We start from the raw sequence: 13,623 nt of genomic DNA, 5'->3' as shown, positions 1-13,623 counted from the left end.
TGATCGCATCGACTCGCCAAAGAGGTCGGTGGAACGATGGGGAGCAGGACGATGGTCAACCGCGACACGGTGCCGACAGCAAGCGCTGGTGCGTCGACTCTCGATCCTTATCGGCGCTTCGCAACCGCGCTGTCGGGGCTGCGGCTTCCTGCCGCGTTCGTCGATCTCGATGCGATCGACCGCAACGGCGAACGACTGGGCGCGCGGGCGCAGGGCGTTCCCGTCCGCCTCGTCACCAAGTCGATCCGCTCGGTCGCGATGCTCCGCTATTTGCTCGACCGTTTTCCCTATTTGCAGGGCTTGCTGTGTTTCTCGCCCGCCGAGGCGGCGTGGCTGGCGTCGCAGGGATTCGACGATCTCGTTATCGCCTATCCGACGGTCGAGCCCAGCGAGATCGCGCTTGTCGCGGCGGCGGTGTACGGCGGTGCCTCGATCACGCTGATGGTCGATCATGCCGACCAGCTCGAGGTCATCGACCGTTGCGCGGCCGCGGCGGGGACGACGCTGCCCCTGGCGATCGACATGGATGCCTCGACCCGCTTTCCGGGCCTGCACTTCGGGGTCTATCGGTCGCCGGTCGCGACGGCCGAGGCGGCACTCGCGCTGGCTGCGGCGATCGCACGACGGCCGCATCTCCGGCTCGACGGCGTGATGGGCTATGAGGGGCAGATCGCCGGGCTCAACGACGCGGTTCCCGGCCAGGCGGTGCGCAACCGCATCATCCGGACGCTGAAGGCGCGATCGATCCGCGACGTCCATCGGCGGCGCGGCGCGATCGTCGCGGCGCTCACCGCCGCGGGGCATCGGCTGCGCTTCGTCAACGGCGGCGGCACGGGCAGTTTCGAGAGCACCGCGCGCGATCCGAGCGTCACCGAGCTGGCGGCGGGATCGGGCTTCTATCTGCCGGGGTTGTTCGACCATTATGCCGTCACTCTCGGCGAGCCCGCGGCGGGGTTTGCGCTGCCGGTGACGCGTCGCCCGGCGCCGGGGATCGTCACCTGTGCGGGCGGCGGCTATCCCGCGTCCGGCCCGATCGGTCCGGATCGCCTGCCCAAGCCGTGGCTGCCGACCGGGGCGACGCTGATCGAGAACGAGGGCGGCGGCGAGGTGCAGACGCCCGTCCGGCTCGACACCGCCGACGCGCTGCCGCTCGGCGCGCCGGTCTTCTTCCGCCACGCCAAGGCCGGCGAGCTGTGCGAGCGGTTCGACACGCTGCTGCTCGTTCGCGGCAACGCGATCGTCGACCGAGTCGCGACCTATCGCGGCGACGGACACTGCTTCTTCTGACCTTCAAACACAGGCGGGCCGTCGACCGAACCCGCGAGGACTGACGCCAACGCAAAAAAGGGGATGACGATGATGAAACGGTCTGTCTTGCACCATAGTGTAGTCCTCGCCGCGCGCGCCATGTCGGCCGAGGCGCACGCGCAGCAGACCGCCGCCGACCAGCCCCCCGCGGTCGCCGACGGCGATATCGTCGTCACCGCGCAGCGCCGATCCGAACGCCTCCAAGACGTGCCGATTGCCGTCACCGCGATCACCGGCGACGATCTGCGCGAACGCCGCATCGCCGACGTGCTCGACCTGTCGGGCCGCGTTCCCGGGCTCCAGATCCGCTCGGCGGACAATGGCGCCAACCCGCGCATCTTCATCCGCGGCGTCGGCCTCAACGACTTCAACCCGGCGACGGCGAGCGCGGTCGGGATCTACGTCAACGGCGTCTATGTCGCTTCGACGCTCGCACAGCGCGACGCGTTCTTCGATCTGGGACAGGTCGAGGTGCTGCGCGGACCGCAGGGCACGCTGTACGGCCGCAACACGACGGGGGGTGCGATCAACGTCACGACTCGCCAGCCGGGCAATACGCCCGAAGCCGATCTGTCGCTCGATTATGGCCGGTTCAACGCGGTGACGCTGCAGGGCGGGATCAGCGCGCCGGTCGCGACCGACCTGCTGGCAGTGCGCATCGCCGGCCTCTATCAGCGCGACGACGGCTATATGCGCGACACGCTGACCGGCGACCGCGGCAACAATGTCGACCGCTGGGCGCTGCGGGGCAGCGCGCATTTCACGCCGTCGAGCACGATCACCGACGACCTCACCGTCAATGCGAGCCGTTCGACCGGCGGATCGCTTCAGGCCTATGCGCGCACGCTGATCCCGCAGACTGCGGCGGCGACCGGCGCCGACGGGCTGTGCACGCCCGCCTTCTACACCTCGGGTCAGTGCACCAACATCCTCGGCTACGCCAACACCAGCCGCAATCTGTACGAAGGCGCGTATAGTTTCGAGGGGCGGGACCGGGTCAGCCTGTTCGGCACCGGCAACACGCTGTCGCTCGATCTCGGCCCGGTCAGCCTGATCGCGGTGACCGGATTCCAGCACGCCAGCCGCAACGACCAGGAGGATACCGACGCCAGCCCGGTGCCGGTTATCGCCGCCTCCTATATCACCCGGCAGGACACGTTCAGCCAGGAGCTTCGGCTCCAGTCGAACGGTCACGACCGGCTGCGCTATGTCGCCGGCGTCTATTATGCGCACGATCTGATCCGCAACGACTCGTCGCTCGACGTGCTGCCGGTCCTGCGCGCTCCCACGCCCGACAATCCGAGCGGGGTCGATCTTGCCGCGGGGATCGGGGACTTTGCCTGGCCGTCGCGGCAGGTGACGAACAGCTATGCCGGTTTCGGCCAGGTGGATTTCGACGTGACGCCGCGGCTGACGCTGACCGGCGGGCTGCGCTATTCCGCCGACCGCAAACGCTTCGACTATCGCGCCGAGGCGGCGGCGGGAGCGATCGCGCTGTTTACCTTCGCCGACACGAAGACGTTCGGGTCCTGGTCAGGGCGTGCCGGGCTGCAATATCGGTTCACCGACTCCGCCAACGTCTATGCGAGCTATAATCGCGGGACCAAGAGCGGCGGCTTCTTCAGTGGTTTCGCGCAGGATCCATCGCTGATCGGCCCCTACAAGGACGAGACAGTCGACGCGTACGAAGTCGGTGCCAAGACGCAGTGGCTCGATCGACGCCTCGGGCTCAACCTGTCCGCCTTCTACTACGATTACAGCGATCTGCAGGTCTACACGTCGGTGGTGCAGGGGCTGATCACCACGCAGCTGTTCACCAACGCGTCGGCAGCGCGGATCTACGGTGCCGAACTCGAACTGACCGCGCGACCGGTCGACGGGCTCAATCTCAGCGCCTCGACCTCGCTGCTCAGCGCGACCTATCGCGACTTCATCTCGCAGGGCGCGGATTATTCGGGCAATCGCTTGCCCTCGGCGCCAAAGGTCAGCGTCCAGGGCAGCGCGGAGTATCGCAGGCCGATCGGCACCGGCGCGGTGATCGCCCGCGCCGACGTCTCCTATCGCAGCAAGGTCTTCTTCGACACGAGCAACGACGCCCGGCTGGGCGACCGCGCGCGCGCGTTCGTCGACGGGCGGCTCGGGTGGCAGTTCGCCAAGGACCGCTACGAGATCGCTTTGTGGGTCCGCAACATCTTCGACGTGCCGGTCATCTCCGACATCACGCCGCTGCCCGCGCTCGGCTTCGACGCCGTCGTCGTCGGCCGGCCGCGGACCTGGGGCCTGTCGCTGCGGGCGAACTATCGATGACCGCGAGCGGCACGACCCGCTCGGCCTATGTCGCCGCTTTCGTCGTCGGGGTGTACGGCATCCTGATGGCGGGCCTTGCGCCGCTGCTGCTCGGCACGCTCGTCGCGGAGGGGCATCTGACCGCGGCGCAGCTCGGGCTCGCCGCCACGGCTGAGCTGGTGACGATGGGCCTTGCCGCGGGCGCGGCCGGGTTCCTGGTCGAGCGCGTGTCGCCGCGGCTGCTCGCCTTGGGCAGCGTCGTGGCGATCATGATCCTCGACGTCGCGACCACCCGCGCGACCGGCGGGACCGTCACCCTGCTGCGTGCGCTGGCCGGCGCGCCGAGCGGCGTGCTGATCGCGCTGGTGACCGCGATGATCGTCCGGTCGGCACAGCCCGCGCGGCAGGCGGGCTTCTATCTCACCATCCAGACCGTGGCGCAGCTCGCGTGCGCGGCACTGATCGGTGGACTGGTCGCGCAGAAGCACGGCGCGGCGGCGGGATTCCTCACGATTTCCGCGCTGGGGGTGCCGGTGGCGATCGTCGCGCTGTGGACGCCGACGCGACTGGCGCGCTTCGTCGGGGAACAGGGCATGGGGCTTCCCGATGTGTCAGGCTGGCTGGCGCTCGCGGCGGCGTTCTGCTTCTTCGCGGGCATCCTCGGCATCTGGATCTATCTCGAACCGCTCGCACGCCAGGCCGGACTGTCCGCCGACACCGGCGGACTGGCGATCGTGCTTGCGCTGGCGGGACAGGTCGTGGGCGGCGTGCTCGGCGCGGCCACGGTGCAGCGCTGGCCATGCCGCGTCGTCCTGCTCGGGTCGATCGCAGTGCTGGTCGCGGCGTCGGCGATCTTCGCGACACTGCCGGGGGCGAGAGTCTTTCTGGCGACCGCGATCGGCTTCGGCATGCTGTGGGCGTTTGCGAGCCCGTATTTCACCCGGCTGCTGATCGATGTCGATCCGACGCACCGTGCCGCGATGCTGGGATCGGCGGCGCTGCTGCTCGGTTGCGCGACCGGCCCGACGGTGGCGTCGCTGACCGTCAGCGATGCCGATGTCCGCGGTTGCCTTACGCTCGGCACCGGGCTGCTTCTCGTCACCGGCGGAATCGTGCTGCTGCTTCCCGTTCTCCGGCGCGCGGACCGCCCCGCATTCGCCGCGCACTCGAAAGACCGATCATGACCCTATGGACCAACTGGTCGGGCAGCGTCGTCGCGCATCCCGCCACGCTCGCCAAACCCCGCGGGCTCGACGAACTGGCCAAGGTTGTCGCCAGCGCGCGGCAGGTCCGGATGGTCGGGGCAGGGCATTCCTTCATGCCGCTGTGCCAGACCGAGGGGACGCTGATCTCGCTCGCCGATCTCGAAGGCGGGATCGAGGTCGCCGCGGATCGCCGCTCGGTCTGGGCCCCCGCAGGCTGGAGTCTCGCGCGACTGACCGACGCGCTCTGGGCCGAAGGGCTGTCGCTCTACAACCAGGGCGACGTCAATCCGCAGTCGCTCGCGGGGGCCGCCGGCACCGGTACGCACGGCACCGGCGAGACGCTCGGCAGCATCTCGACGCAGGTGACCGGCGTCCGCCTGATGCGCGCCGACGGCACGCTCGTCACCTGCGACGCGCAGACCGAGCCGGAGCTCTTCCAGGCGCAGCGTCTCGGCCTGGGCCTGCTCGGCATCGTGGTGGCGATGCGCATTGCGGTGTTGCCCGCCTATCATCTCGAGGAACGCGTCGAACGCTGGCCGCTCGACATGGTGCTCGACCGGTTCGACGACCTGACCGCAGCATCGCGGCATATGGAATTCTGGGTCTTCCCATATGCCGATCACGTCATCCTCAAGCGGCTCCATCCGGTCGAACCCGAAGGCCCGTATCGCCACGCGAACGACGTCAACGAGGGCGCGTTTCGCGTCGCCTGCAACATCTCCCGCCGCGCGCCCGCGCTGATCCCGACGCTCCAGCGCGGGATGATGCGCGCGATCGGCGGTCCCAAGCGACGCGTCGGCCCGGCCTATCGTATCTTCGCGCAGGATCGGACCGTGCGCTTCGAGGAGATGGAATATGAGGTGCCGCGCGCCGACGGGTTGGCGACTTTGCGCGAAGCGCTCCGCTACGTCCGGCAGGCGCGGCTGCCGCTCGCCTTTCCGTTCGAAGTCCGCACCGTCGCCGCCGACGACATCTGGCTGAGCCCGTTCCACGCCGGGCCGTGCCTGTCGATCTCGGTCCACCAATATGCCGGCATGCCGTGGCAGGAGGAATTCGCGGCGGTCGAGGCGATCCTGCGCGGTGCCGGCGGCCGTCCGCACTGGGCCAAGCGGCACAGCCTGGATTTCGAGGGGGCGACCCGGCTCTATCCCCGCCTGTCCGATTTCCTGCGGGTACGGCGCGGCGTCGACCCGGAAGGCAAGTTCGTGAATTGCTTCTTCGATCAATTGTTTGCCATCGGTGCGTGATCGCGTCGATTGGCAAGCGCAGGTTTGCCTTTGCCGATAGGGTAAGCCAGAGCGCAGCCACCATGGTCGAACCCCGTCGCCTACCCATGCAGGAGCGCAGCATGCGCCGTCGCGAGGCCATCCTCGTCGCGGCGCAGGATCTGCTCGTCACCGAAAACCCCGAGGATCTTGCGATGCGCGAGGTGGCGCGCCGCGCGGACATCTCGATCGGTTCGCTCTACCAATATTTCCCGTCCAAGCCCGCAATCCTGCGCGCACTGGTGATGCGCAATCTCGACAAGGTCGGCGCGCTGCTGCGGGGCGAAGTCAACGCGCTGCTCGAGGATCATGCCGGCCGCCCGACGATCGCGCAGGCGGTCGACCGGATCATCGACGCCTATGTCAGCCATTATCGCAGCCATCCCGAGGCGATCGCGGTCTGGGCGGGCGCACAGGCCGATCTCGAACTGCGCCGGCTCGACGTGATCGACACGCGCGCGACCGCCGACTTCATGGTCGCGCCGATGATGATCCTGCTGTCGTCGTCCGATCGCGACGCGATCCTGTCGGTGGCGTTGCTCATCACCGAACTCGCGGGCCATGCGGTACGGCTGGCGCTCGCACTGGAAGCGCCGCTGACCGACCGCATCGTCGCGCAGTTCAAGACGATGGTCACCGCGGTCCTGGAGGCCAATCGCGAGCCGAATTAGGTTGCGGTCCGCCGTTCGCAGCGACGCCGGGGACCGCAGGCTCCCGCCCGCCCGGCCGCCACGCGATATTGCATCGGCGGATGAACCGGGCTTAGGCTGCGGGGATGGAAAACACCGCATCGCCGCTCGACCTGTTCACCCTCCTCGAAATCGCATTGGAGGAGCGCAACGAAGCCGCCGACGCCTTCGACCTGTTCAAGCAGGATGCGGTCATGGCGCATGCCCCCGCGCCCGGTGACGAGCCTCTGGTCACCAGCGAGGATGCCGCAGAGGCGGCGGCGGAAGAAGTCGACGAGTTCAGCGCGGACGTGCGAGAGCTTTTGACCAACGCCTCCGATACCGACCTGACCGACGCCTATCGGCAGTCCGGCGGCGAGGTCGGCCATCCGGTGGCCGAAGCGCTGCTCGGCGAGATCAAGCGCCGCGGCCTCAAGGGCTGATCGGTGTGTAATCGTGCCCGGTTCAGCGGCGAACCCGAGACGATCATCGAGCATTTCGGCGCGGACTGGTTGGCGGACAAGCCGATGGACAACCGGTTCGATCCGCAGGAACTGCGGCCCTTCGGCCGGGCCTATGTCGTGCGCAACGACGCGGGGCGCCGGGGCCTGGACGTGATGGAATGGGACGTTCTTGCAGGCCAGGCCAAACAGGCCGGTCGCAAGGTCGCGCAGACCAACGTTCGTACGCTCCATCTTCCGCAGTGGCGCTCGCTGGTGAGCGATCCGGCGAACCGTTGCCTGATCCCGCTGACCGAGTTTTGCGAATGGGCGCGCCAACCGACCGACCTTGGCGACGGCAAGAAGCCGATCAAGGGCGAGATGTGGTTTGCGGTGACCGACCAGCCGGTGTTCGCGATCGCGGGCTTCTGGCGACAGGTCGACGACCAGCGCTATTTCGCGATGGTGACGTGCGACGCGAACGCGCTGGTGTCGCCGATCCATCCAAAGGCGATGATCACGATCCTGCGCCCGGACGACCACGAGCGCTGGCTCACCGGCAGCTATGACGACGTCCTGGCGCTCCAGCGTCCCTATCGTGCCGAGGCCATGACCGTGCGCGGGCCGGTGTTCCCGACCCGCCAAGCCGCTCCGCTCGCCTGAGTCTCCCATTCGAGGTTACCGCGGCGCTAACCCTCATTTTGGGGAACGATCGTCCTGCGACACGGCTTTAAGGGGTATCTGCAACCCGGTCGTCGACAGGAATTACCATGAGCACGAACCTCGTATCCGCTGTTTTCGACACCCATGCCGACGCGGAACGCGTGCTGGCCGAACTGCGCAGCGCAGGCGTGAACGACAGCGCGATTTCCGTCGTCGCGCAGCATGACGGCAAGACCGCGACGACCGACGGCAGCGGCAATGACACGCAGGAATTCGTCGGCAAGGTCGCGGCCGGCGCGGGTATCGGGACGTTGCTCGGCATCGCTGCGCTCGCCATCCCGGGCGTCGGACCGCTGGTCGCGGCAGGCGCGATCGCATCGGCGGCGATTCCAGGCGCGGCGATCACCGGCGCGGCGCTCGGTGGCGCGGTAGGCGGGCTCGAAAAGGTCATGACCGATCACGGCGTCAGCCGGGTCGACGCCAGCTATTACGAGGGCCGCATCAACCAGGGCGGTGTCTTCGTCTCGGTCGATACCAGCGCAGCGAACGTCACGCCCGAAGCCGCCGCGGACATGCTCGCGCGCGCTGGCGGACACAGCGCAACGCGGACGAAGGTGGCGGTCGCATAACCCCCAGCCATCTGGTCGAGATAATAGAGGGCGCTCCCGGTGGGGGCGCCTTTTTTCATGCGCCGACCCGGCGCCGATGCGGGGCTCGCCGCGCGTCGCGTTTAGCGTCCCGGACGATAGCTTCGTTCGATGTGCCCCTTCAGCTCTTCGGGATAGAAATAGACCGGGCGCAGCTGTCCTGTCGCGTAGCGCGCGGTCTGGTCGGCGAAGTGGCGCGATGCGGTGCCGCCACTCTGGCCGCCCGCCATCACCGCCATCGCCTTCACGCGCGGACCGAATTCGACGATCGCGACGAAGCTGTTGCCGCTGGTGCCGTAATAGCGCGTCGTGCCCGGCCAGGTCTTCGCGCCGAACGAGGCGAGGCTGCCCCATTGCGCCGAGGCGAAGGGCACGGGGATCGACGGTTTTGCGTCGTCGAAATGCGGCGCGATCGAATCGTCGAGCCGCTGGAACCGGTTGATCTCGCCCCACGGCACCTGCCAGCCGCCAAAGTCCCTCGTCAGCCGGTCGACCGCGGCCGACAGCGCGGCGAGCTTCGCGTCTGCACCGACCCGCGTGGCGATATAGTCGGGCACGTTCATCCGCTCGGCCTGCGCGAAACCGCCGACCTCGCGCCACAGATGGTCGCCCCAGAACACCGCCAGGCTGGTCGCGGCGGAGTCCTGCCCCCAGCGGCGATCCCATCGCTTCAACAGCGCGATCGGGGCCGCGAGCGCCGCGCGCCGTGGATCGCGGGCGGGCAGGGCGTCCCACGCCGCGACGAGGCCGGGCAGCAGCTGCGCAAAGGCGGGCAGATAGGAATCGAACGCCGCGTCCCGCAGCGTGTCGGCCGTCCAGCCGCGCTTGCCCGTCAGCAACAGGTCGGCATGCACGCCGCGCGCATTGCCGCCGACCTGGTCCATGTAGCGCGGATAGTCCTTGGCCCTGGGGCTGTCCGGTCCGGCCGCGCTCCAGGGCCAGTCGTTGGTGTTGTGCACCCAGCCGGTCCGCGGGGCCGCGACGCTCGGCAGGCTGGCAAGGCCGTGCAGGCCGTGCCAGTCGGTCGCCGGATCGCTGCCATCGACGGGTCGGGTATAGTCGAACCGGTCGCTGCGGACCGGCATGAACTGCGGCATCAGGAATGCGATCTCGCCCTTGCTGTCGGCGAACACCGTGTCGTTGGACGAGTTCGCCTTGCGCTCGGCGACCGCCAGATAGCTGGCCAGGTCGGTCGCCTTGGTCCGCAGATAGCTTTGCTCGAGCGCGGGGACCGGCTTCCACATCAGCGCGGTGGCGATCCAGCGCCCCGCTTTCATCGCCACGATCGGGCCGTGATGCGTGCGATAGGTGGTGAAGCGCCGCGCCCCCGACGTCCCGTCGGCCTTGCGAAAGCGCAACGTCACGGACCGTGTCCCGACCGACCGCTGCGCCGCGCCGTAGCGATAGGCATAGCCCTGCCCACGCCGCACGATCCGCTCGGCGAACTCGTCGATAGTGTCGACGGTCGAGGAGGTATGCATCCAGCCGGCCTTGGCGTTGAATCCCTGGTAGATGAAGAACTGGCCCCAGGTGCTCGCGCCATAGGCGTCGAGGCCTTCGCCGCTGGTCATCTGCGCTTCGGAGCGGAAGTAGAAGCTGGTGTGCGGGTTGATGAGCAGCAGCGCGCGGCGGTTCGCGGTCAGCTGCGGGGCGATCGCGATGCCGTTCGATCCCGACGGCTCGCGCGGGACCATGCCCAGCTCCTCCGGGGTCGGCGGGGTGGGCGTGCCGTAGAAGGTCTTCAGGTCGCTGAGCGAGATCCGCTCGATATCGCCGCCGATGCTGCCTTCGGTGAAGCTGAGCGCCATCCACGGCTCGAAGCGCGTCAGGACCCGGGGCTTGGTCTGCGGGTGCGTCGCCAGATAATAGTTCAGCCCGTCCGCCCAGGCCTGCATCAGCGTGCGCAACCAGGCGGGACTGGCGGCGTACTGCACTTTCAGATCCTCACGGTCGACGAACAGCCGCTGGCGCAGATCGGCCCAGATCGCCTCCTCGCCCTCGGCTTCCGCGGTGCGGCCGAGCGCGGTCAGGTAATTGGCCTCGATCCGGGGAAAATCGTCCTCGGCCTGCGCGTAGATCAGGCCGAACACGGCATCGGCATCCGACGTCCCGCGGATATGCGGGATACCCCATTCGTCGCGCGTGATCGTGACGCGCGCGGCCTGCGCCTCCCACCGCGCCGGCTCGGTCGGCGGCGGGCTCGGGGCCGTCGTCAGCAGCGTCAGCAGGATGAACGGAGTGCGCGCGCGCCGGAGAAGCTGATCCATGCGCACAGCCTAAGACGCGCGCGGCGCAAACACCATGCGTCGGCGAACGACCGGTGCCCCCTACGCCCCTACGCCCCTACGCCCCTACGACCGCGCCGATCTTCGGCAGCGGCGCGTCGATTCGGAACACGACGCCCGCCGGATGAAATTCCAGCGACGTTTCGCCGTGGAAATAGGAGCGGAGCGAGCGTTCGATCATCCTCGAGCCGAAACCCTGGCGAGTCGGCGGAAACACCAACGGGCCACCCTGTTCCTGCCACAGGAACGTGAAGCGGCGCTCGTCCGCATCGGGGTCCTGCTCGCAGGCCCACGCGATCGTCACCACCCCGGTCTCGTTCGACAGCGCGCCATATTTGCACGCATTGGTCGTCAGCTCGTGCAGCGCCAGCGTCAGCGCGAGCGCGAGTTGAGGCCCCAGCTCGATATCCGGCCCATCGAGCGTGACGCGATCCTGGAGGCCGTCGATCGAGGTAAGACCCGCCGTGGCGACATCGCGCAAGGTCGCCTTCTGCCACGCGGTCGCGGTCAGGATGTCGGTCGCCTTGCCCAGCGCGACGAGGCGTTCGGAGAAGATGGCCGTGGCGAGCTCGACGCTGTCCGCCTTGCGGAACGTCTGGTTGGCGATCGACTGGACCAGCGCGAGCACGTTCTTGAGCCGGTGGCCGAGCTCGCCGTTCAGCAGGCGCTGCTGCTCCTGCGCGACCATCAGTTCGGTCGTGTCGCGGGATACGGCCAGGATCCGGTCGGGTGCGCCGTCAAGGCCCAGGATCGGCGACACCGACACATCCCACCATTTGGGCGTGCCCGCGAACGTGTCGGCCTTGCCGACGAAATGGCTGGGTCGCCCCGCGCGCGCTGCCGCCAACGCGGCGACCGCGTCGGCATTGCCGTCGCCCTGCCAGAAATCGGGCCAGGGGCAGCCCTGCACGGCGTTGATGTCGCCGATCTCCATGACCTTCATGCCGCCCTCGCTCATGAAGGTCAGCTTGCCGCCGAGGTCGAGGACCTTGATGCAATCGGTCGAGCTGGCCAGCACGCCCGACAGGAACGCGGCGCGTTCCGCCAGGTCGGTGGCGAGCTGACGCGTCCGCCGCACCCCGGCGCGCAATTCGCCCGCCAGCAGCGACACGCCGACCGCGACCAGCAGGAACATGAACGACCCCGCCCATTGCGGCCCCGTCAGCCATAGCTCCACCGACGGGCTTCCGATCGACCAAGCCGCGAGCGCCATCGCCAGCACGCTCGCATAGAGCGCGGGCGCTTCGGCAAGAGTCAGCCCGATCAGCAGGATCGCCGGGATGAACAGCAGCCACGGCACGAGCGACGTGACGAACAGGCTGCGCAGGAGCGCAACGGTCACGATCAGCAGCGTGCAGGCGAGGTACCGGGTGAGCCGCGGCAGCGGATGATCGATCGACCAGGCGATGATGCCGTCGAAAAAGGGCAGGCCTTCGGTTCGTGTCATCGCGCGCGTCCGTTACGGACAGCCCTTTTTGGCGATCCCTGCGCGCTGCATAGCGCAATGTCGCCCGCCCCGTCACCGGCGTTTGTGACAGGGCGGCGTCGCCGTGTTTCGCGGGCGCCGAACCGTCAGTCGGGCGCGTTCACCGCATAGCGCAGGTGCACCGCGCCGCCATCCAGCGGTTCGCAGCCGAGCAGCGACAGCGTCACCTTGCCTTTCAGCCCGTCGCCGGCGGCAACGATCCGCTGCGCGTCATCGCCGCCGTCCAGCGCCGGTGCGACGACGATGCTGAGTTCGTCGACCAGCCCTGCAGCTAGGAAGGCGCCGTTAATGCCGGCCCCGCCTTCGAGCACCAACGTCTCGATCCCCAGCTCGCAACGCAGCGTTGCAAGCGCATCGGCAAGATCGATCTCCTTGCCGGCGGAGACGAGATAGGAAACGCCGTTCGCGGCGAGTTCGGCGAGGTGCGTATCGTCGACGTCGCCGCCCAGCAGCACGACCACGTGATCGCCGCCGATATCGGGCTTGGAAAAGTGCAGCTTGCCCGACCGGTCGGGTGCGATCGCAAAGGACGCGGCGTCGCGGGCCTGGAACAGGAACGGCCGTTCGACGCCGCTCGCGTCGCGCGGTGGCTGCGGCTCTCCCTTCGCCATCTCCGCCATGGTGACCCGCCCGACGATCCAGCCGTCCGCACCGAGGCGATCGTGGAGCGCTTCATAGGCACGCGTCCAGTCCTTCACCGTCCCGTCGGGGCTGTCGGTATAGCGGCTGGGATGCAGCCCGCCGTCGATCGACGAGGTCATGTGGCAGATGATGCGCGGACGATCGGTCATTGGTGAAACTCGCTGGGAAAGATCGCCCCTTAACGCGGTGAAGCAAGTCAGGTTCAACGGTCCCGAGGTCGTCATCCGCTTGGCGTGCGCGCTTCGTCATCACGACGGTTCAGGCGCCAGGCCAAGCGGAACCCGGCAGAGTCCCGAAATAGCCGATGCCGTGCGTCGCGACGTTCGTCAGCGCTGTTTCTTGGTCGTCGTCGCCGTGAAATCCGGGTCCTTGTTCGCCACCCAGTCGACGAACTTGCGCACCGCGGGGTTGGCCAGCAGGCTCTCCACATCCATCGCGTGACGCTGCAGCTCGGAATTGGTGAAGTTGGCGGTCAGCGTCTGCTGGCAGATCGGGTGCATGGGGACGACATCGCGACCGCCCCGGCTCTTGGGAACGGGATGGTGCCAGACGATGGTCTTGCCGGTCGGCCGGCCGCACAGCCAGCACGCGATCACGGGCACCGGTTCCTCCGCGGTGCTCTCCGGATCCTCGTACGGGCCGTGTTTCGAATGCTTGCGGGCCATCTGTTCAACCGAATGCTTGATCCTGCGGCGGTCCTTAGCGGGCGCGCCGCGCGTTTCACAGCG

The 13,623-nt window shown here is 68.2% G+C and carries 12 protein-coding genes; 8 read left to right on the top strand and 4 right to left on the bottom strand.

Annotation, left to right across the window (positions count from 1 at the left end; translation table 11 throughout):
- The first annotated feature begins 51 nt into the window (after window positions 1–51).
- From EV283_RS04965 to EV283_RS04930, 8 genes are all read left to right on the top strand, one after another.
- On the top strand, window positions 52–1,287 hold the full coding sequence (locus EV283_RS04965) for an amino acid deaminase/aldolase (protein WP_130323130.1): 1,236 nt from the start codon (window positions 52–54) through the stop codon (window positions 1,285–1,287).
- Between the two features lie 69 nt (window positions 1,288–1,356).
- Window positions 1,357–3,615 (top strand): TonB-dependent receptor, encoded by a 2,259-nt coding sequence (locus EV283_RS04960; RefSeq protein ID WP_165391692.1) that lies wholly within the window; start codon window positions 1,357–1,359, stop codon window positions 3,613–3,615.
- Entirely contained in the window at window positions 3,612–4,778 is a 1,167-nt protein-coding gene (locus EV283_RS04955; RefSeq protein WP_130323126.1) for an MFS transporter, read from the top strand. Before EV283_RS04960 ends, EV283_RS04955 begins: the two co-directional genes overlap by 4 nt.
- Window positions 4,775–6,046 carry a D-arabinono-1,4-lactone oxidase gene (locus EV283_RS04950; protein WP_130323124.1) on the top strand — a complete coding sequence of 424 codons (1,272 nt, stop codon included), beginning with the start codon at window positions 4,775–4,777 and terminating at the stop codon, window positions 6,044–6,046. Before EV283_RS04955 ends, EV283_RS04950 begins: the two co-directional genes overlap by 4 nt.
- Window positions 6,047–6,147: 101 nt before the next feature.
- The gene (locus EV283_RS04945; RefSeq protein WP_162236992.1) at window positions 6,148–6,735 is read left to right on the top strand and encodes a TetR/AcrR family transcriptional regulator; all 588 of its coding nucleotides are present in this window, start codon (window positions 6,148–6,150) and stop codon (window positions 6,733–6,735) included.
- A 104-nt stretch (window positions 6,736–6,839) separates the two neighbouring features.
- The gene (locus EV283_RS04940; RefSeq protein ID WP_130323122.1) at window positions 6,840–7,175 is read left to right on the top strand and encodes a hypothetical protein; all 336 of its coding nucleotides are present in this window, start codon (window positions 6,840–6,842) and stop codon (window positions 7,173–7,175) included.
- Between the two features lie 3 nt (window positions 7,176–7,178).
- On the top strand, window positions 7,179–7,835 hold the full coding sequence (locus tag EV283_RS04935) for an SOS response-associated peptidase family protein (RefSeq protein WP_107956625.1): 657 nt from the start codon (window positions 7,179–7,181) through the stop codon (window positions 7,833–7,835).
- A gap of 107 nt (window positions 7,836–7,942) precedes the next feature.
- Window positions 7,943–8,464, top strand: coding sequence for a hypothetical protein (locus EV283_RS04930; RefSeq protein WP_130323120.1), 522 nt, complete (start codon window positions 7,943–7,945; stop codon window positions 8,462–8,464).
- Between the two features lie 101 nt (window positions 8,465–8,565).
- On the opposite strand, the gene EV283_RS04925 is transcribed toward EV283_RS04930, so the two are convergent.
- From EV283_RS04925 to EV283_RS04910, 4 genes are all read right to left on the bottom strand, one after another.
- On the bottom strand, window positions 8,566–10,749 hold the full coding sequence (locus EV283_RS04925) for a penicillin acylase family protein (protein WP_130323118.1): 2,184 nt from the start codon (window positions 10,747–10,749) through the stop codon (window positions 8,566–8,568).
- A 76-nt stretch (window positions 10,750–10,825) separates the two neighbouring features.
- On the bottom strand, window positions 10,826–12,214 hold the full coding sequence (locus EV283_RS04920) for an HWE histidine kinase domain-containing protein (RefSeq protein ID WP_130323116.1): 1,389 nt from the start codon (window positions 12,212–12,214) through the stop codon (window positions 10,826–10,828).
- Window positions 12,215–12,339: 125 nt separating this feature from the next.
- The gene (locus EV283_RS04915) at window positions 12,340–13,044 is read right to left on the bottom strand and encodes a dihydrofolate reductase family protein (RefSeq protein WP_130323114.1); all 705 of its coding nucleotides are present in this window, start codon (window positions 13,042–13,044) and stop codon (window positions 12,340–12,342) included.
- Between the two features lie 177 nt (window positions 13,045–13,221).
- Entirely contained in the window at window positions 13,222–13,560 is a 339-nt protein-coding gene (locus tag EV283_RS04910) for a hypothetical protein (RefSeq protein ID WP_130323112.1), read from the bottom strand.
- Window positions 13,561–13,623: the final 63 nt, after the last annotated feature.

The sequence above is a fragment of the Sphingomonas sp. BK036 genome (assembly GCF_004216825.1).
In the GTDB taxonomy this organism is placed as follows: domain Bacteria; phylum Pseudomonadota; class Alphaproteobacteria; order Sphingomonadales; family Sphingomonadaceae; genus Sphingomonas.
The sequence above is the reverse complement of the archived record's forward strand: the minus strand, read 5'-3'. Positions and strand labels throughout refer to the sequence as shown.

Excerpts from the sequence above, each read along its gene's own strand:
- EV283_RS04945 (WP_162236992.1), top strand. The coding sequence starts at position 6,148 with ATGCGCCGTCGCGAGGCCATCCTCGTCGCGGCGCAGGATCTGCTCGTC.
- EV283_RS04965 (WP_130323130.1), top strand. The coding sequence starts at position 52 with ATGGTCAACCGCGACACGGTGCCGACAGCAAGCGCTGGTGCGTCGACT.
- EV283_RS04930 (WP_130323120.1), top strand. The coding sequence starts at position 7,943 with ATGAGCACGAACCTCGTATCCGCTGTTTTCGACACCCATGCCGACGCG.
- EV283_RS04925 (WP_130323118.1), bottom strand. The coding sequence starts at position 10,749 with ATGGATCAGCTTCTCCGGCGCGCGCGCACTCCGTTCATCCTGCTGACG.
- EV283_RS04915 (WP_130323114.1), bottom strand. The coding sequence starts at position 13,044 with ATGACCGATCGTCCGCGCATCATCTGCCACATGACCTCGTCGATCGAC.
- EV283_RS04955 (WP_130323126.1), top strand. The coding sequence starts at position 3,612 with ATGACCGCGAGCGGCACGACCCGCTCGGCCTATGTCGCCGCTTTCGTC.
- EV283_RS04950 (WP_130323124.1), top strand. The coding sequence starts at position 4,775 with ATGACCCTATGGACCAACTGGTCGGGCAGCGTCGTCGCGCATCCCGCC.
- EV283_RS04910 (WP_130323112.1), bottom strand. The coding sequence starts at position 13,560 with ATGGCCCGCAAGCATTCGAAACACGGCCCGTACGAGGATCCGGAGAGC.
- EV283_RS04960 (WP_165391692.1), top strand. The coding sequence starts at position 1,357 with ATGATGAAACGGTCTGTCTTGCACCATAGTGTAGTCCTCGCCGCGCGC.
- EV283_RS04920 (WP_130323116.1), bottom strand. The coding sequence starts at position 12,214 with ATGACACGAACCGAAGGCCTGCCCTTTTTCGACGGCATCATCGCCTGG.
- EV283_RS04940 (WP_130323122.1), top strand. The coding sequence starts at position 6,840 with ATGGAAAACACCGCATCGCCGCTCGACCTGTTCACCCTCCTCGAAATC.